The sequence below is a fragment of the Algoriphagus algorifonticola genome (genome assembly GCF_007655305.1).
In the GTDB taxonomy this organism is placed as follows: Bacteria; Bacteroidota; Bacteroidia; order Cytophagales; family Cyclobacteriaceae; genus Algoriphagus; species Algoriphagus algorifonticola.
The window spans coordinates 23,351-42,833 of the sequence record NZ_VLOG01000039.1 but is presented as its reverse complement, the minus strand read 5'-3'; the positions used below and the strand labels follow the sequence as shown (position 1 = coordinate 42,833).

Annotated in this window: 14 protein-coding genes and 1 other RNA gene; 7 read left to right on the top strand and 8 right to left on the bottom strand. The window is 39.1% G+C overall.

Going from position 1 to position 19,483, the window contains the following annotated elements; translation table 11 throughout:
* Positions 1-230 precede the first annotated feature (230 nt).
* Entirely contained in the window at positions 231-2,441 is a 2,211-nt protein-coding gene (locus FL972_RS08560; protein WP_144604790.1) for an adenylate/guanylate cyclase domain-containing protein, read from the top strand.
* Here FL972_RS08560 and FL972_RS08555 read toward each other — a convergent pair.
* The 3 genes from FL972_RS08555 to FL972_RS08545 all read right to left on the bottom strand — a co-directional run bounded on the left by FL972_RS08555 (position 2,416) and on the right by FL972_RS08545 (position 6,128).
* Positions 2,416-3,642, bottom strand: coding sequence for a S8 family peptidase (locus FL972_RS08555; protein ID WP_144604788.1), 1,227 nt, complete (start codon positions 3,640-3,642; stop codon positions 2,416-2,418). The two genes, FL972_RS08560 and FL972_RS08555, sit on opposite strands and share 26 nt — an antisense overlap.
* Before the next feature lie 140 nt (positions 3,643-3,782).
* Positions 3,783-5,156, bottom strand: coding sequence for a S8 family peptidase (locus FL972_RS08550; protein ID WP_144604786.1), 1,374 nt, complete (start codon positions 5,154-5,156; stop codon positions 3,783-3,785).
* Positions 5,157-5,243: 87 nt separating this feature from the next.
* A complete protein-coding gene (locus FL972_RS08545; RefSeq protein WP_144604784.1) occupies positions 5,244-6,128 on the bottom strand; it encodes a PPK2 family polyphosphate kinase in 885 nt (294 codons plus the stop codon).
* 95 nt (positions 6,129-6,223) lie between these two features.
* Here FL972_RS08545 and FL972_RS08540 point away from each other — a divergent pair, with 95 nt between their 5' ends.
* Positions 6,224-7,369: an acyltransferase family protein gene (locus FL972_RS08540; protein ID WP_144604782.1), complete on the top strand. Its 1,146-nt coding sequence runs from the start codon at positions 6,224-6,226 to the stop codon at positions 7,367-7,369.
* A gap of 16 nt (positions 7,370-7,385) precedes the next feature.
* Entirely contained in the window at positions 7,386-7,940 is a 555-nt protein-coding gene (locus tag FL972_RS08535; protein ID WP_144604780.1) for a DUF4287 domain-containing protein, read from the top strand.
* 3 nt (positions 7,941-7,943) lie between these two features.
* On the opposite strand, the gene FL972_RS08530 is transcribed toward FL972_RS08535, so the two are convergent.
* The 3 genes from FL972_RS08530 to FL972_RS08520 all read right to left on the bottom strand — a co-directional run bounded on the left by FL972_RS08530 (position 7,944) and on the right by FL972_RS08520 (position 11,615).
* Positions 7,944-8,507, bottom strand: coding sequence for a DUF3109 family protein (locus FL972_RS08530; RefSeq protein ID WP_144604778.1), 564 nt, complete (start codon positions 8,505-8,507; stop codon positions 7,944-7,946).
* A gap of 46 nt (positions 8,508-8,553) precedes the next feature.
* Entirely contained in the window at positions 8,554-9,030 is a 477-nt protein-coding gene (locus tag FL972_RS08525) for a DUF4442 domain-containing protein (protein ID WP_144604776.1), read from the bottom strand.
* 155 nt (positions 9,031-9,185) lie between these two features.
* On the bottom strand, positions 9,186-11,615 hold the full coding sequence (locus FL972_RS08520) for a TonB-dependent receptor (protein ID WP_144604774.1): 2,430 nt from the start codon (positions 11,613-11,615) through the stop codon (positions 9,186-9,188).
* A gap of 151 nt (positions 11,616-11,766) precedes the next feature.
* Between FL972_RS08520 and rnpB the strand changes: the two genes are divergently transcribed.
* Together rnpB and FL972_RS08510 are read left to right on the top strand one after the other, a co-directional pair.
* An RNA gene (gene rnpB / locus FL972_RS08515) (RNase P RNA component class A) lies at positions 11,767-12,164 on the top strand.
* A 16-nt stretch (positions 12,165-12,180) separates the two neighbouring features.
* Positions 12,181-13,338 (top strand): sigma-54-dependent transcriptional regulator, encoded by a 1,158-nt coding sequence (locus FL972_RS08510; protein WP_144604772.1) that lies wholly within the window; start codon positions 12,181-12,183, stop codon positions 13,336-13,338.
* A gap of 280 nt (positions 13,339-13,618) precedes the next feature.
* Here the strand turns inward: FL972_RS08510 and FL972_RS08505 are convergent, their stop codons facing one another.
* Complete coding sequence (locus tag FL972_RS08505; protein ID WP_144604770.1) at positions 13,619-14,614, bottom strand: acyl transferase; 996 nt, start codon at positions 14,612-14,614, stop codon at positions 13,619-13,621.
* 66 nt (positions 14,615-14,680) lie between these two features.
* On the opposite strand from FL972_RS08505, the gene FL972_RS08500 reads away from it, so the two are divergent.
* Complete coding sequence (locus FL972_RS08500) at positions 14,681-15,358, top strand: hypothetical protein (RefSeq protein WP_144604768.1); 678 nt, start codon at positions 14,681-14,683, stop codon at positions 15,356-15,358.
* Positions 15,359-15,411: 53 nt separating this feature from the next.
* Here FL972_RS08500 and FL972_RS08495 read toward each other — a convergent pair whose 3' ends face one another.
* Complete coding sequence (locus tag FL972_RS08495) at positions 15,412-17,826, bottom strand: alpha-ketoacid dehydrogenase subunit alpha/beta (protein ID WP_144604766.1); 2,415 nt, start codon at positions 17,824-17,826, stop codon at positions 15,412-15,414.
* Positions 17,827-18,255: 429 nt separating this feature from the next.
* On the opposite strand from FL972_RS08495, the gene ald reads away from it, so the two are divergent.
* The gene (gene ald / locus FL972_RS08490; RefSeq protein WP_091654269.1) at positions 18,256-19,374 is read left to right on the top strand and encodes an alanine dehydrogenase; all 1,119 of its coding nucleotides are present in this window, start codon (positions 18,256-18,258) and stop codon (positions 19,372-19,374) included.
* Positions 19,375-19,483: the final 109 nt, after the last annotated feature.

The following is a 19,483-nucleotide window of genomic DNA, read 5'->3' as shown; positions in this document are numbered from 1 at the left end:
GAGTTATGCACAAAGTTGAAATTCACCAAAACAAGCCTCCAACACGATATTTTAAGCAAGTATCATCTGAGGATTAAAAACAATTAAACTTTTCTAAGAAAAACTGTATTTATAGCTATCACAAATCTCTTCAAGTTTAGAGAAAGTTTTGCTTACTTAGGATACAAAATTGACTAGTTTGTAGCAGGAAATGTGCAGAATAATCAGAAAAGCTCCTCAAAAATATTTTTATGAGTCAGGATCATAATAGAAAACAATCTGTTGTATTTTTTTCAGATATAGTTGGCTATACCCGACTCATGGGAAAAGATGAGGATCATGCTTTTGATTTGATGAAAAAAAACCTGGAAATCCATACAGAAATTCTGGGTAGCTACAGGGGAAATATCATCAAAGAACTCGGTGACGGCATACTCGCTACTTTTGAGACGGTTCCTGAAGCTTTGGAAGCCAGTATAGAGATCCACAAGAGGCTTCAGAGTATTCCTGACATGCAAATTCGAATAGGTTTACATTGTGGAGAAATCATCTTTGATCACGGGGATGTGTTTGGAGACGCGGTAAACTTAACTGCAAGGATTCAAGGCATAGGGGTTCCATCCTGTATTCTGATTTCAGAAAAAGCAAGAGAGCAATTACCTTTCAAAACCGATTTTAATACCCAAAAACTGGGAATGTTCCGCCTCAAAAATGTGGAGCATCCGGTTCAGCTTCATGCGGTCACCAATCCGCCTTGTGCGATTCCAAAACGTTCTCAAATACTGGACAACATCCATTTTCAAGAAAAAAACCCTTGGAAGTTTTGGGCGGTTTTGAGTGTATCCTTCATTCTTTTGACCTATTTGATCTATTCTATTCTATGGAATACTTCTGTTTGGGAAAAAGATAAATCAGTTGCTATACTTCCATTCACCAATTTAAGTAACAACTCCGAACAAGAGTTTTTCTCTGAAGGACTGACTGCCGATGTTATCACTCAGGTCTCCAAAATCGGGAGCATTAAAGTAATCACCAAAGATGCGGTAGAACCATTCAGAGGACCCGATCTTCCATTGGATTCCATTGCCAATACCTTAGGAGTAAGCACCATATTGAAAGGTAATATTCGATGGATTGGAGATAAAATCCGGATCAACGTGCAGCTCATCGACCCATCTGAAAACAAGAATCTCTGGGCAGAAACTTATAACAGGGAAGTCAGCGACATTTTTGAGATTCAAGCAGAAATCGCTTCAGAAATCGCACGTGTACTCAACAGCAATCTCAGTGCAGCCGAAAAAGATCAGTTAAACAAAGCTCAGACAAGTAGCTTTGATGCTTACGAACTCTATTTGAAGGGCAGGGAGCTTTATTCACTATATAGAAAGCAGACGACCCTGGAGGCGGCAGAATTATTCAAAGAAGCAGTAAGAATTGACCCAGAATATGCATTAGCCTACACCGGATTGGCGAATGCCTATGCTCAGTATCTTTATTTCGGTGAAGGCGACCAATGGTTGGATTCCAGTATGGAAGCCAGCGCCAAGGCTTTGGCCATTGACCCTTACCTTGCAGAGGCATTTACTGCACAAGGCTCAGCCTATTACTATAAGGGACAAAATGAATATGCCAAAATCTCTTTTGAAAAGGCTTTGGTACTCAATCCCAACCTAAGTACTGCGATGGGCAATCTCGCAACTGTATATTTTATCAGTGGAGACTTGGCCAAATCATTAAAACTTCAATCAAAATCAGCTACTCTCAATCCCACTAACCACCTACCTTATCAGATTACTGGTTGGATATACCGAGTATTGGATCAATTTAATGAGGCCCATAATTGGATAGATCAATCTATAGAGATTCAAAAGGACCCACTTAGCTACGAGCAAAAAGCCTTTACATACTTTGAGCAGAATAAAATTCAAGAAGGTATAGAGCTGGCAAATCAGGTAATTCTTGTCAATAATGACACCACCTCTTTGGGTTTTGTCGCCGCCGGAACAATTCATTTTTTTGCGGGTGACTTCGAAAAAGCGGCTTTTTATTTAGAGGAATCTTTAAGAAAAAAACCGGATTATGAATCCGACGAATACTTTATCTCTCCGGTTTACCTAAGTTATATCTACAAAACCCTGGGTAAAACCAAGGAAGCAAACGTACTTTTAGATAAAGCCATTTCTATTAGAAAAGAAACCTTGGAAGATTTCAAAGAGGATTTCAACCTATGGCTTGATTTGGCACAACTGGAGGCTGTAAGAGGAAATATCAATCAAGCAAGCACTTACTTGAAAGAAGCCTATAACAGAGGATTTAGAGATGACTTTCAATTAGTCAATAACCCGATTTTTAAAAATTATTTGAGTCATCAGCCCATTCGCTCCTTACTGAGCGAATTACAGAAGAAGCGAATGGAGATGAATCAAGAATTACAGACTAGCGACCTGCTACGGAATAAGTAATCCCTCCACATTGTATAGTAGACATGCTGGAAGGCGCTCCGCCTTTGGAATGAACCAATCCTGCCACCAAGGCTGCAGCCATAGATGTACCAGACATTACCTGATATTGGTTTCCAGGAAAAGTGGAAATCAGATTAGCTCCCGGTGCAAACCAATCAATTGGTGGATTTCCCATATTGGATAAGCCACTGCACCCACCCATACCTTCACAAGTAAAGTCTAATGCTCCTACTGTAAAAACATTGGAGCCGTTGATACAACCAGGCAAGTTTTCGTTTGCAGAAGAACTGTCATTCCCAGCAGACATTACTACGGTGATTCCTTTGGAACCTAAATCGGATATTATACCATTTAGGAATGGCTCAAAGTTAGCGCAATTGAGCCCAACAGGAGCTCCAAGACTCATTAGGACTACATCACCGGAAACTCCAAATTTCTCCACGTGATCTAAAGCTAATACTAGGCTTGACCAGCTACCCATTCCATTTTTATCCAGCACTTTGAGAGAAATAATCTCTGCACCAGGCGACATTCCAGTTATTCCTGGATTGCCACTTCCTGAACCTGCAGCTAATCCAGCACAATGTGTACCATGTCCGGCAAAATCGGCAAATGGATCCGACTCAGTGGATATAAATGAAACAGAGAAATTTCGATTTGGATTTACGTTTAAGTCATTGTGTTTAGAATCTACCCCTGAATCTATGATCCATATAGAAGAACTAGAATTAGAGCGCTGAGAGCCTCCCATTAAAGGAATCGCACAACTCGATTTGGTTGATTCATTGTAGAACAAATCTCCTAAGCTCTCCCCTTGCATTCTAGGTCGTGAGCTTTGCATTCTTGGCCTACTTTGCATGGTAAAATCCTCCACCACTCTATCTACCGAAGGATCAGATTTAAGGAGATTAACCTGAGAAGAATTTAGATTAGCTACAAAGCCAACAGCTCCATCAACAAACTTTTTGGCCTTACCGGGAGCAATGTTTTTTTGTCTTAAAAAGTTATCGACTTTACTTAATTTTTCAGTCCTCTTGCCAGCATTTTGATTTGCCTGCATTTGCCTGTTTGGATTTCTAGTTTGATTTTTTCTGATAGGCTCCTCAAAACTATCTTTGAAAACCACTACAAAATTCTTGCTTTGGCTATATCCTAAAGATGAAAAAATCATCAGAGCTAGGATAAAAAACACTTTTCTCATAATAAAATACGTTAAGTTGAAACTCAACTTACTAAGTTTTATTGAAAAAATTCAAACATTACTTGGAAAAAGCAAATATAAAATTGAACAGCGCTCAGCTTTAATAAGCTTTATTTCAGATAAATAGGCTTTTCAACTACTTATTGAATCTTTCCGACTAAGTAAACAGGATCTCCTTGGCCTGGGGCTGCCCCTCTTTGAACTGTTTTCCAGATCACTGGATTAGGGTTCCCATAAAGGATTCCTGAGAAAATTGCTGCTGAAAAAGAAGTGCCTGACACTACTGTGTACTTTGGAATTAGATCAGATTCTAAATGACCAGTAGTGAAGATATATTCCCCCGGTTCTAAATAATCGATGATACCATCTGTTTCATTGATTTCGTAATTCGAGAAGAAAGAAAATAGAGGATTGTTGGAGGCATCAACTTCTACTGAACCAAGGGTATAAGTTCTGGCAGTATTTCCTCCAGTTCCTTCATGATTGATACAACCCGGGAAATTGGTATTAGAGGGCTCAGCTTCATTACCAGCTGACATTACGACATCTATTCCAAAATCAACCAAGGCTATGATTTTATCTCTGATTTTTCCACTGGTGCAAAAATTTGGGCCAGATCCTTGTTGACCTATACTTAAATTAACAATATCACCAGAAGCACCATTCAGTAATACATATTCTAACGCATTTTTTACTCGGTTTTCAGTTGATTTTCCTTTATTATCAAAAACCTTCAAAGAGACCATTTTAGCTCTTGGATATACGCCATTCATATGATATTCATTGGCTCCTGGTGATGCCGATGAGGCTCCTATTATTCCTGCGATGTTGGTTCCATGTCCAATGGGGTCTTCAAAAGGATCATTTGAATTCATTGCAAAAGATTTACTTAAATCAATTTCAGCCTGTTCAAAAATAATATCAGGATGCCTGGTATCCACGCCTGTATCAACAATCCAAACTCTCTTCGAAATGCTTGGAAAATTCGTAACGCCCCCACGAATTAATTGAATGAATTTACTGGTTTGGTTTACATCATCATAGCGAAGCTGTTCTTGCATCATGGGTCTCCTGCCTTGTGGAAAAAGCTCAGCCTGCATCATAGGTCTTCTGCCTTGAATTTCTATATCAGCTTTTGTTTCAAATTTTGAAGAATTAGAATTAACGTAAGATTGAATAAGTAATGAGTCTTGCTTAGAAACCCCATCTATCAATACACTGACTTTATTGTCTAAGACACTAATATTTTGGAAATTGATGTCTTTGGGAAGTTTTATTACATCTTTCAGATGTTTTTGCACCTCTTTTTTTAACTTATTAACCTTCGCCTCACAAGCTTTAGGATTGGGGCAATCAACCGAACCCAATTTGAAAGGTTTGAATTGAATATCATCTAAAAAAACCAATTCAAAAGGATCAGAAAGTTCTGTGGTAAGGTTAGAATCCTTCGAGTCTTTTTCACAGGAACAAGCACCCAACAAAAATAACATCAGAAAAAAAGCAGAATGTCTCATAGCATCAAAGAAGTATATTAATTTAAAAATCAAGCAATTAAGTTAAATCAAAAGTCTTGAATTCAAAAATTATTTTTTACAGTTCAATCATTCGGATTCTTTAGAAAGCATCTCTCTGTATTCTCCCAATTTAGCTTTTACTTCATCTTCCAGCTCAGGTTCTTTGATTCCTTCCAGTTCATTCATTTTTTCTTGAATCACTTTAGCAACCAATAATCTAGCTGCTTCTTTATTATCTGCCGGAATAATATACCAAGGGGCATGAGGTAAGGAAGTTTTATTTATAGCCTCCTCATAACATTCTTGGTATTTTTCCCACAAAGCTCTTTCCTTCAAGTCACCGGGGGAAAACTTCCAGTTATGCTTTTCATTTTCCAATCTTCTTAAAAGTCTCTGTCTTTGTTCCTCTTTACTCAGGTGAAGAAAGAACTTCAAAACGACGACTCCATTTTCAGCGATATGCTGTTCGAAATTTCTTATTTGTTCAAATCTTTTTTCCCAAAACTCAGGTGTTATGTCTTCCACTGATTCGACTCCAGGAATATTTTCTCCCATGATATAATAAGGATGTACCCGTGTCACTAAGACATTTTCATAATGCGTTCTATTAAACACCGCGTATTTCCCCCTTTCCGGCAAGGCCAAGTAATGTCTCCATAAATAATCATGCTTCAGTTCCTTGCTGGTGGGAACCTTGAAGCTATGGACTACTACTCCCCGGGGATTAAATTCCTGAAACACTTCCCGAATCAAACTATCCTTCCCTGCAGTATCCATTCCTTGCAAACAAATCAATACTCCATATTTACCATGGGCATACATAGTGTCTTGATGCTTACTCAAATCTTCCCGTACATCATTTAATTCATCCTTGAGTTTCTTCTCAGAAAGACCCAAATCCATATAAGTTGACCTTTCGGATAATTTTACTGGCTCATTTACCTCCAATTTTTTAATATCGAATTGCTTCATATAAGTGCTAATCATTTTGTTAAAAGTGACCCAAACAAGATAATATTTTATATTCACCCTTTCAGTAAAAATTCAAAAAAAGACCCTCACCCAAAATGACTCAAATACCTATTCAATCCGGTTTAAGTAATCGGTACCTAGCCTTGGATGTTTTGAGAGGCATGACCATTGCATTTATGATCATTGTCAACACACCTGGCAGCTGGTCTAATCTTTATGGTCCATTAGCCCACGCGGATTGGCATGGCTTCACGCCCACTGATTTGGTTTTCCCAACGTTTCTATTCGTAGTAGGCAATGCTATGAGTTTTGCCATGAAAAAGCTAAATGACATGCCTTCTTCCCAGTTTTTCAAAAAAGTGGGAAAAAGAACCTTATTGATCTTTATAATCGGTTGGTTATTGAATGCATTTCCATTCTTTGATTACAACGAATCAGGAGCAATAGAATTTATTTCACTTTCCGAAGTCCGCTTTTTCGGGGTTTTACAGAGAATAGCTCTGGCCTATTTCTTTGCAGCCCTGATCCTCTACTGGGGAGGACCCAAGATTGCCTGGATTTTTTCAGGAATAGCTTTACTCTCCTACTGGCTAATTCTATACTTCTTTGGAGATGCAGCTGCACCCTATAGCCTAGAAGGCAATGCAGCTCTAAAATTAGACCTACTTTTGATTGGTTCTGATCGAATGTATATGGGAGAGGGAATCCCTTTTGACCCTGAAGGAATCTTAAGCACTCTTACTTCTATTGTCAATGTCTTAGCAGGATATATCGCTGGAAAGTTTATCCAAAGCAAAGGGAATCTTCCTTCAACTGTCAGAACTCTTTTGATTTCAGGGGTGATATTAATTGCTGGAGCTTACATTTGGAATTTGGGATTCCCTATCAATAAGAAAATATGGACCAGTTCCTATGTACTATTAACTGTAGGTTGGGACTTGATAATTCTTGGAGCTCTTATTTATTTGATAGAAGTAAAGAACCAGCAATCCTGGACTTATTTCTTTCAGGTTTTCGGCAGAAACCCCTTAATACTATATGTTTTATCTGGAATTGTCATCTCTATTTTCTATATGATTCCGGTGGGAGAAAGTACCCTCAAAGGATTTCTCTATGATAATTTCTACACCTCCTGGCTCGGACCAAAAAACGCTTCTTTCCTTTTTGCCATCAGCTACATGCTCCTCATCTGGCTGATAGGATTATGGATGGATAAAAAGAAGGTTTATATTAAAGTATAAACCAAAGCCCAGACATATGGATGATGCAGCCAAAACTATGATTGAAAACCTCCAGAAAAACACAGGAAAAAGTCTGGAAGAATGGGTTGATCTTGTCAAAAAGCAAAAACTAGAAAAGCACGGAGAAATACTTAAGTTTCTTAAAGGAGACCATGGCTTCACCCATGGATTTGCAAATCTAATTGCCCATAAAACACTTAAATCCGATGCAGGCTCTGCTGATGATCTTGATACTCTTGTACAGGAACAATATAAGGGAAAAGAGCATTTCCTCGCCCTGTACGAGAGTATTAAAATGGAAATTGAGAGTTTCGGAAAAGATATCGAGTTTGCCCCAAAAAAGGCCTATGTCAGTGTAAGGCGGAAAAAGCAGTTTGCGATGATCATTCCTGCAACAAAAAACCGAATGGAAATCGGATTGAATTTAAAAGGTCAGGAACCCGAGGGAATACTGGAAATCGACAGCAAAACCAATGGCATGTGCAGTCATAAAATCAATTTGACTGGACCAGATGATTGGAATGATGAGGTGAAAGGCTGGCTATTGAAAGCTTATCAAGGAGCCGGATAAAAATTAGCCTTCTATCTCCTGAATCAATTCCTCGTACCAGTCCTCTCCATACTTTCTTACCAAGGCATCTTTAAGAAAGCGGTAAAGCGGAACCTGAAGGCTTTTCCCAAGGTGACAAGCAGGGTCACAAATATGCCATCTATCGTAATTCAAGGCATCAAACTGATCGTATTTTGTCACTCTGATCGGATACATATGACAGGAAATAGGTTTTTTGAAATCGATTTTCCCATCCAAATACGCCTGTTCTATTCCACATTTTAAGACACCCTTTTCGTCATAAAGCGCATAAGCACACTCTCTATTGTCGCCGATAGTTGGAGTGCCTTTATCTCCGTCTTTATCTATCACCCATACGCCTTGTTTTTCAATAGCGGCACGTCCTTCTTCTGTGATATAATCTTTGACTATGGGGTAAATTTTTTCTAAGATCTCGGTTTCCTCATCTTCTAATGGTGCTCCTGCATCTCCTTCCACACAACATGCACCTTTGCAGGCCTCTAAATCGCATACAAAAAAATTCTCCTTGATGTCGTCAGACAAAACCGCATTTCCAACCAGTATCATAGACTTTTATTTTGAACAAAGGTACATATCCTATTGAATTGCCAACTCAGTTTTTGGAATCAAAGTTCTTCTTTCTTACATAAACACCTTTTACCAAACTGACCACAAGCTCACCGCTTTCGGATCTAACTTCACAAGGAAATTCAAAGACTCCTTTACCATTTTGTTCTACTTCCGCCTTGATTCTTTGAATTTCTGCCAGACTCAAGCGGAATTCAGCGAAAACACGTCCCTTTCCAGGGCTTTTGAAATCAATAAAGGCGGTTTTATCCCAAACTATATAATCCCTTCCAAGATTAATCATCAAAATAAACATGAAAAATGGATCACACATGGCGTATAATGATCCGCCAAAAGCTGTCCCAACCAAATTCCTATTCCACCAAGTCAATTTCAACTGAGTTTTGAAATAGGTAAACTCCTCATTATAATCCACCACTTTAATCCCTGAAAAAAAATAGGGAGGATACCAATTGATCTTTCTGATCAGCTTTTCAAATTTTGATTTCTTATCTGAGTTCATTCCTAAAAGATAATTAAAAGGGACAAAAAAAGAACCGCTCCTTTCGGAGCGGCTCAACCCAGCACTATGAAGAAAAGCTATTTATAGCCTTTGGCAATAAGAACATTGCATAGACCAAAAGGTTTTCAGAAGTTTTAATTTTTTTGAATTTTTTTTTAAAAATTAAAATTAACTCCAGCTGTTATAAATCTTGGCAATCCAACACGGATTCCCTGAGGTCTGCGAGTAGAAATATATCGCTCATCAGTGAGGTTCTTGACAGAAAGATTGAAGCCCAAATTGGCCTTCTTGATTTCATAACCTACTACGGCGTCCAAGGTAAAGAAAGAAGGAATTAATCCAGTTCTTCCATTAGCAGATGGCTCTATGGAATTAACCTCATCTCCAAATTGATCTCCTACAAAATTATATGTCAATCTGGCCGAAAATCCACTCTCAGATTCTATCGCTAAGGAGGAATTCAACAACCATTCCGGAGCATATGGGGTCGTATTCCCATTAATATTTACATCGCCGATAAATCTATCTTCAGAAAAATAAGCGTCAATGAATGTTGCCTGAATGTCATAATCTATTGCCCACTTCTTCAGACCAAATGCTCTCGATAGATCAAAAATGAAAGATGTTTCCAATCCTTGATGACGGGTAGCACCGGCATTGACTACACCAAATCCTAAGCCACCGGCAGATTCAGATACTGGTATGATCTGATTGGAAAAGTCCATCAAAAAGGCTGTGGCTTCAACATAGATCCAGTTATTCAACTCAGAACGAACGCCTGCCTCATAATTCCAGCTTCTTTCAGCTTCCAAATCCAAAGCATCCCCGGTAGAGGTAATGGCATCCTTGGTTCTAGGAGGAGCAAACCCCTTGTGAATTCCGCCGAAAAGAGTAATAGTATTGGTAGGCTTCACTGTAAATCCTACGCCTGGAATTATTTCATTGACAGCATTTGATGCTACAATGGAAGTATCCCTTACCCCGATTCCAGAGAAATTCCTCCTAAAGATATTTCTCTCGTAATTAAAGTTTTCAAAGCGTAGACCTCCATGTAAAGAAACCTTTTCTCCCAATTCAGTTTCATTTTGAAAATAAGCACTGAAAGCCCGGCCATTTCTCAACTCATCTTCGATGAGGTTTCCGCTTTTCACACCAGCCTTGGTTCCATTTACACGCTGTTCTTTGGCACTTTCCACCAAGAATCTAACACCAGCTTTCAACTCATTCTTTTGCCCAAAAAGACTATGATTCAATTCAACCCTAGGCTCAATTCCTGCCACTTCAAATTGCCGGTTTCTCTGACCTGTTCCATCTCTCATAAAAATCGCACCACCAGGAATAGATGTATCTCCCCAGACTACCCCTGTCCAATTGGGGGGAGGGGTATTGGAATTATTGATCGAAAAGTCCTGTCTATTCCAATTTCTGGTTGTGGTATATCCATAGGCAATAGTCCTTAATTTAAAATCAGGATTAAATCTATACACATGACTAAAGCTTAAGCTATATCTCGATACATCAAGCCTATCATCAGGCGCAAGTCGGGTAAAATCCTGCCCACCTTGATCAAACATCACCTGATTCAATCCTATATAAGTTGAGTTTGATCTTTCATCATAAATACCAAATTTGGCTCCTAACTCGCTCTTTTCATTTAATTTAAAAAGAAACTTGGTATTAAAATCTGTAATTCCAAATTGGGTAGGACCTACATTATCTGCTGATTTTCTAAGAAGATTTACTTGCAGACCTGTATTACCAAAGGTATTTCCATAATTAACCAAGCCTGAGAAAAAGCTCCCTTGACCTCCTTGTATTTGTACCGACCCTTGTTCTGTCTCAGGAGCATTAGGTGTGATATAGTTCACTACGCCTCCAATGGTCTGTGGACCGTACAAAATCTGTCCTGAACCCTTCAAAATCTCCACTCCTGCCATTCTATCAATCGCTGGACTATAATACATTTCCGGTTCCCCATATGGTGCCAAAGCGACAGGAACTCCATCCTCGAGCATCAATACATTTCGGCTTCTATCCGGATTGAGTCCCCTAATCCCAATATTGACACGCATACCCAACCCTTCTTCGTCCACCACATTCAATCCTGATACCCTTCGGAATACTTCATTTCCTGAAACAGGCATCAAAGATTTAATATCCTCTTTATTCAGATAGTTTACTGCACCCGGAACTTGGCTAAAAATCCTATCCTTGTTGGCAATTAATGAGAATTCAGGCATTTCCACACCTATTTCCAATACTACCAAGCCCAAATCCAAGACTCCATTGGCATCTACCTCTACTACTTGAGATTTGGTCTTATATCCTACTGCTGATATTTGTACCTCATAAACCCCCTTCTCTAAATCAAAAAGCTGGAATTTACCTTTCGCGTCCGTCAGGGCACCTTTTACCGTTCCCTTTACATAGACATTTGCATAAGAAACAGGGTTTTGCTCTGTATCATATACAACTCCTTTTACAGAAAGCACATTTTCTTTGGCCTCAGAAGCTATAACGATATTTTCTAATGAAAAAGATAAGAACCCCAAAAGAACAACACAGTAAATCTGATATAATCTCATTATTATTTATTTGGATTAATTTTAAATTAAAACAAAAGTAGAGCCTGTTTATAATTAATCCAAATAATATTTTGGTCTTTTTTTCGGCTTATTTAGACAGTCTTTAAAAATCTTATAGAATCCTTTTGAAGATTTTTAGCGTTCTTTGTTCTGTGCAAGTCGGCTTGTCGCCGTTCCGATTCTATCGGAAAGGAGGAAAGTCCGGGCAACACAGAGCGCCATACTTCCTAACGGGAAGGGTATTCATCAGAAAAGGTGGATATACAGAAAGTGCCACAGAAAATATACCGCCCCGATAGCTATCGGGGTAAGGGTGAAAAGGTAGAGTAAGAGCCTACCGGTTGGATGGTGACATTCAGCGCATGGCAAACCTTATGGGTTGAAAGATCAAATAGGCCTCGGGCAAAGAGCTGCTCGTTCGATTCCTTTCGGGGATTCCGGGGTGGGTAGATCGATAGATCCTGACTGCGAAGTCAGGACTAGATAAATGACAGGCTTCTTCTGATTTTTCAGAAGAAACAGAACCCGGCTTACAGACTTGCACTTTTTCTCTTAAATTAGCCTTATGTCGAAAATACTGATCATTGATGACGAAAAAGTCATCAGAGCAACCCTCAGGGAAATCCTGGAATACGAAAAATTTGAGGTGAGTGAGGCCAAAGATGGTGAAGAAGGCCTGGCCAAATTGAAGGAAGAGGACTTCGATCTGGTTCTCTGTGATGTAAAAATGCCCAAAATGGACGGAATAGAAGTTCTGGACCAAGCTAAGGCTTTGGAAAAATCACCTCAGTTTATCATGATTTCTGCACATGGGAGTATTGAAACTGCCGTAGAAGCCACCAAAAAAGGCGCCTTTGATTTTATCCCAAAACCACCCGATCTCAATCGCCTCCTTCTAACAGTAAGGAATGCATTGGATAAAAAAAATCTGGTGACTGAAACCAAAGTCCTAAAAAAGAAACTTTCCAAGAAGTTTGATATGGTAGGTGAATCCAAGCCTATCTTATTGGTCAAAGAAACTATTGAAAAAGTAGCTCCTACAGATGCCAGGGTATTAATCACAGGCCCTAATGGAACAGGTAAAGAATTGGTTGCTCACTGGATTCATCAAAAAAGTAACAGAGTATCCAATCCTTTTGTGGCAGTCAATTGCGCAGCTATTCCTTCTGAATTAATAGAATCAGAACTATTTGGACATGAGAAAGGTGCTTTTACCTCTGCCCATAAGCAAAGAGCCGGGAAATTTGAGCAAGCCCAAGGAGGCACGCTATTTCTGGATGAAATTGGAGACATGTCTCTTTCAGCACAATCTAAAGTACTTCGAGCTCTTCAGGAGAATCTGATCAATCGCGTTGGTAGTGATAAGGATATCAAAGTAGATGTGAGGGTACTAGCAGCTACAAATAAGGACCTTAAAAAGGAAATTGAAGAAGGAAGATTCAGAGAAGATTTATATCACCGACTTAGTGTAATTCTGATTCAGGTTCCTGCCTTGAAAGACAGAAAAGATGATATACCCTTGTTGATAGACAAGTTTTTAGACGATATAGCTCAGGAAAGCGGAGATGCTAAAAAAGGGATTACCAAAGATGCTTTGGCAAAACTTCAGGAATTTCCTTGGACAGGCAATATCAGGGAACTACGAAATGTCGTGGAGCGTCTGGTAATTTTGGGGGAACCCACTATTAGCCTGGAGGATATTAAAAAATATGCTGACTACTAAGAGTCAGCATTTTTTTTAAACGTTAGCTTTCTGCCCAACTTCTGCTTTTGCATAGGCAGGACAAGGCTTACTGGAAGCACATGCACCTAGTGCTAAAATTCCGATCAATAATGCGATAGTGGCTAATTTTTTCATGTGTATTTAATTATTTCTTTTCTTGGTCAACTTCAACTTCCTGACGAATTAAAATCGTCTCTAACTCCAATGTGCTTGAGACTCTTTTGATATTGATCAAGAATATAAGCTATTCAAATATGTTTAATAAATTTTAAGTAAGCAATTACTGAACCAACAAGTTACATCCGCGAATCTCAGAATTGTCAAATCTCCCCAAGACTTCTAAATACCCTTTCACATCTATCCTGCCCAGATCCTGAGTTTCTATAAAAGAACAGGAATGGAAATTAGCCAAATCAATCACATTGATTCCGCCTTGAGAACGATTAGTCCATTCCAAAGGATCATTGACATCTCTTAACATAACGCGCAAACTGAGAGGTAAGGTATATTTTCCATCCCCTTTTGAATAAGCCTGAGACATCAACTCGGTCATTCCATACTCAGAATGGATTTTATCAACATGAAAAGATTCTTTTAAAATCTGGTGAACTTCCTCCCGAATCATTTCTTTTCTCCTCCCCTTCATCCCTCCTGTCTCCATGACAATTAAATTTTCAGCATTAGGAAATAATTCTTTTTTTTCTGCCAAATCCAAAAGCGCGAATGTCACACCCAATAACAGCACCTTTTTTGAATCCTTAGAGAGGAGCTTCAATTTTTGCAAAAGCTCATCATGGTTGTATAAGTAAAAACCAGAATGCTCCGAGCCCGACTTTTCGATAAAATGAGAAGCCATAGACACCAAACTACTCCCTTTTCTCTCTAAATATGCGGGTAATAAAGCCAATACGTGAAAATCTGACAGACCACCATATACCTCTTCAAAAGTTTTTTGCGCTTGTTGTAAATACCAGTCCTCAGACCAGAAATAATGTTTGCTGGTAATCATTCCTGTGGTACCGGAACTTGAGAAGAAACCTTTGAATTGATCCAAAGGCCCCGATACAATTGGAAAGTCTTTAAAAAAGCGAATTGGTAAAAAAGGTATTTGCCCTAAAGCATTGATTTTTTTAGGATCAATTTTCCTTGCCTTCAGATAAGCACTATAAATGGAATTGTGTTTTGCCTGAAACTCAAAAATCTCCAAAGCTAGATTTTCAAAGTTTTCAGACTTTAAATTCTCTACCTTCTCAGAAAAACTTTTAAAATCCTGCATCGTTTTATAATTTGCATCAACCCAATCGGATCCTAATTGGTTCTGTTTGTAAATTTAATCCGCCTTATGCGTTTAAAAAGTTATTTCAGCTTATTCTTTCTTGTCCTTTTTGTGGGAGCATGCGTGAATCCACCGGATAATTTTCCAACAGTCCCTTCCATTACCTTTGAGTCACTGGAGTACGTACCTACTGCCGGACCGGATTCTTTGATTGTTGGGATAGATTTTCAAGATGCAGAAGGAGATTTAGGTTTATCTGCAACAGATATCAATCCTCCATTCAATGCCTTTGATTTTCAGAGGGATGCTGCAGGAAACTTAATTACATACAGCAATAGACCTCCTTCAGCACCGACATATAATCCCATTGATTATGTAATCAACCCCATTGTCAATAATCAAACTGTCAATGATACTATTTGGGTGAGACAGAACCCCAATCAGTACAACATTTTTGTGAAGTTCTTCATCAAAAGAAATGGGAGATTTACCGAATTTAGATGGCAAGACCCTCCATTCTTCACCACTTTCAATGGAAGATTTCCAAGAATATTAACTTCAGAAGAAGGGCAGGCAGTAGAAGGAAATATCAAGTATGCCATGCTTTCCTCAGGTTGGGAAGCTATCTTCCGGAATGACACCATCAGAATTGACGTTCAAATTCAGGATAGGCAATTGAATCGAAGTAATGAAGTATCCAGCCCGGAATTAACACTCAGGCAGATAACTAGAAATACACCCTAAAGCAAAAAGGGCGGTGAATGATCACCGCCCTTTCTATTTTTATGCTAATCAAATTACAGCGCAGGGAAGGTTTTAGGATTTACCTCATGCATCATGCTGTAAACCTTCTCCACCACGTCTTCAATACTTGGTTTGGAGAAATAATCTCCATCTGATGAATAAGCAGGTCTATGCGCTTTAGCCGGTAATGTCTGAGGATCAGAATCCAAGAATCTAAATACTTTCTGGCCCTCTATCACTTGCTGCAGCATAAATGCTGAAGCTCCTCCCGGAACATCTTCATCAGCAAAGATTACTCTATTCGTTTTCTTCACAGACTCCCCTATAATGCCATGCACATCAAATGGCAATAAAGTCTGTACATCGATTACTTCTACCTCAATTCCTATTTCAGACAATTCCTGAGCAGCATCCATTACGATTCTGCACATGGAACCGTAAGTCACGATTGTTAAGTCTGTACCTTCTCTTAATATTTCTGGTTTACCCAAAGGAACTGTGAATTCTCCAATATTTTCAGGGAGCCTCTCTTTCAGTCTATAGCCATTAAGACATTCTACTACAATAGCCGGTTCATCAGACTTGAGCAAAGTATTGTACATACCGGCAGCCTGAGTCATATCTCTCGGTACGCAGACCACCATTCCTCTCAAGGTAGAAAGAATCATACCCATAGGAGATCCGGCATGCCATACTCCTTCCAGTCTGTGACCACGGGTTCTCACGATTAAAGGAGCCTTTTGACCTCCTTTAGTTCTGTATTGTAAGGAAGCCAAATCATCAGATAACATTTGAAGTCCATAAAGCAGGTAATCCAAATATTGAATTTCTGCAATTGGTCTCAAGCCTCTCAAAGCAGCCCCAATTCCCTGACCTATAATGGTACATTCACGAATACTGGTATCACTGACTCTCCACTCCCCGTGTTTTGCCTGAAGACCGGCAAAAGCTTGGTTAACATCACCGATTTTCCCTACATCCTCTCCAAAAGCAAAGAATCGAGGGTCATTTTCTAGTTTATTGTCAAAAAATGCCTGCAAAACTTCACGTCCATCCACTACGGCAGACTTTTCATTGAATTCCGCAGGAACTTCATCAATTTTCAATACAGACCATTCAGACTGAGAATAAAGATGGCTGCTATAGCGATCGTGGTTTAATTCGTTTTGCTTTTCGTACCAAGCCTTCAATTCATTCTTTCCAGAATTAGAATCGAATCTTAAAAGCAGTAAAGCTTTTCTAACTGTTGAAACCACATCTTTCCGAATGGGATTGATTGTTTTTTTCAGTTCATCGGCCAACTGATCCAACACCACTTTCCGGGTGCTGTCTTTCGCTGCTGATTTAATCAGGGCAACTGCCTCGTTTAGTTCTTTTTTGATTTCACCGCTGAAATCAGACCAAGCAGCTTCTTTCTCTTTTTTAACATGAGCTTTTGCCTCTGCTTCTATTTTATCCAAAGCATCAGCAGTAGCCAATTCATTTTCAAGGATATACTCTCTAAACTTTTTAATGCAGTCCCAGTGTTTTTCCCAGTCCAGTCTTTCTTTGGACTTATATCGCTCATGTGAACCAGAAGTACTGTGCCCTTGAGGCTGAGTCATTTCTTCCACATGAATTAAAACGGGAACATGCTCTTTCCTTGCTAATTCTCCAGCTTCTTGAAATGCCTGAAGCAATGCCTCATAATTCCAGCCCTTTACTTTGATGATTTCGAAACCAGGTTTTTCCTCAGTTCTTTGGAAACCAGCTAAAGCCTCTGAAATACTTCCTTTGGTGGTATGAAATTCTTTAGGAACCGAGATTCCATATTCATCATCCCAAATAGAGATCACCATCGGCACTTGTAAGACTCCAGCTGCATTGATAGATTCAAAAAACATTCCTTCTGAAGTAGAAGCATTACCGATAGTACCCCAAGCAACCTCGTTACCATTGACCGAGAATTGCTTTAGTTTCTTCATGCCTTTATTGACTCTGAAAAGCTTTGAAGCATAAGCCAAGCCCAAAAGTTTGGGCATCTGAGCAGCTGTTGGAGAGATATCAGCTGCCGAATTATTCATTTTAGTCAAATCCTTCCAAGAACCGTCCTCATTTAAAGAGCGGGTTGCAAAGTGACCATTCATTAATCTTCCAGCACTAGCAGGCTCTTCCTCTACATTCGTATAGGCGTACAATTGAGCGAAATATTGCTTAACATTTAACTCACCCAAAGCCATCATAAAAGTCTGATCCCGGTAATAACCCGATCTAAAATCTCCTAATTGAAAAGCCCTTGCCATAGCAATTTGAGCAAGCTCTTTTCCATCACCAAAAATACCAAACTTCGCTTTTCCCATGAACACCTCTTTTCTTCCCATCAGGGAAGCGTGTCTGCTAATCATCGCTATTCTAAAATCTTCCAAAATAGCTGAAGGCTCCGGGACGAAGGAAGGCTTACTTTTTTTTATCTTTTGTAATTCTGACATAGACTTATTTAATCTAAAGTTATTTGGGTTTGGGTGCGCACAGTTCTAGTGCAGATCAAAAATAGCCAAATCATTTTTTTTTACAAATTTAAGCTGAACTTATTTTCAGTTTAAAATTTGGTATTTTGGTTAAATATTAGCCCAGAAACAAATTTTATTCTGTCAATACCATCAACACTGATCAAATATTCGATTTCTAAGAGTTTAGATTATTTTGCAAATCAGGTTTTTATCCATACTATATTCTCAAAATATTCAACTTTTAAAATTTAAATTTTGAAATAATCAGTATTTTCCAGCCGATTTTTAGAAGAATCTTTTGATTTTCAAGATTTTTCAAAATGAGACCAAATACTATTCTTAAAAATGCGATTAGAATAAACTGGCTTACTATCTTTGCCGCCATATTTAAATCCAAATAGACTTGCCATGATAATAGGTGTTCCAAAGGAAATTAAAAACAACGAAAACCGAGTAGCTCTAACTCCTGCAGGAGCGAAAGAATTGGTAAAAAGAGGCCATACTGTATACGTACAGCACACAGCTGGAGAAGGTAGTGGTTTCCCAGATGAAGAATATGAAAATGCAGGCGCAAAAATTCTTCAAACTATAGAAGCTACCTACGAGATCGCAGAAATGATCATGAAGGTAAAAGAGCCTATTGAATCTGAATACAAACTCATCAGAGAAAACCAATTGTTGTTCACCTATTTCCACTTTGCTTCTTACGAACCACTAACCAAGGCTATGGTTGAAAGCAAGTCGGTATGTTTGGCATATGAAACTGTAGAGAAAGCTGACAGAAGCCTTCCACTCTTGATTCCAATGTCTGAAGTTGCCGGTAGAATGGCTGTTCAAAAAGGTGCTAACTACCTCGAAAAACCATTGAAAGGAAGAGGAATTCTTTTAGGTGGAGTGCCAGGTGTATTGCCTGCTAAAGTTTTGATCTTAGGTGGTGGAATCGTAGGAACCCAAGCTGCCTGGATGGCTGCCGGCTTAGGAGCTGACGTGACAATCATGGACGTATCTCTTCCAAGAATGAGATACCTGGATGATGTCATGCCTGCCAATGTGAACACTATGATGTCTAATGAATACAACATCAGAGAAATGATCAAATCTGCTGATTTGATAGTTGGCGCAGTGTTGATCCCGGGAGCCAAAGCACCTCACTTGATCACCAGAGATATGTTGAAAGATATGAAGCCAGGAACCGTTTTAGTTGACGTGGCCGTGGATCAAGGCGGCTGTATTGAGACCTGCAAGCCGACTACACATGAGAACCCAACCTTCATCATTGATGATGTGGTTCATTACTGTGTGGCTAACATGCCAGGAGCTGTACCTTACACTTCTACTTTGGCATTGACTAACGCAACCCTTCCTTACGCAATCCAACTTGCAGAAAAAGGCTGGAAACAAGCTTGTAATGACAATGCGGAATTGAAATTAGGATTGAATGTAATTCAAGGTGAAATCGTGTATAAGGCAGTAGCTGATGCTTTCGATATGCCTTACGCAATGGTTGAAAAATACCTAGCAGACTAATTCATTTCCTGCTTATAAATTTAAAGAGGCTGTCTCAATAGTGGAGTTGTCACATTGAGCGAAGTCGAAATGTTGGCCAGATTAGAAGAAGGCTTTCGACTCTGCTCAG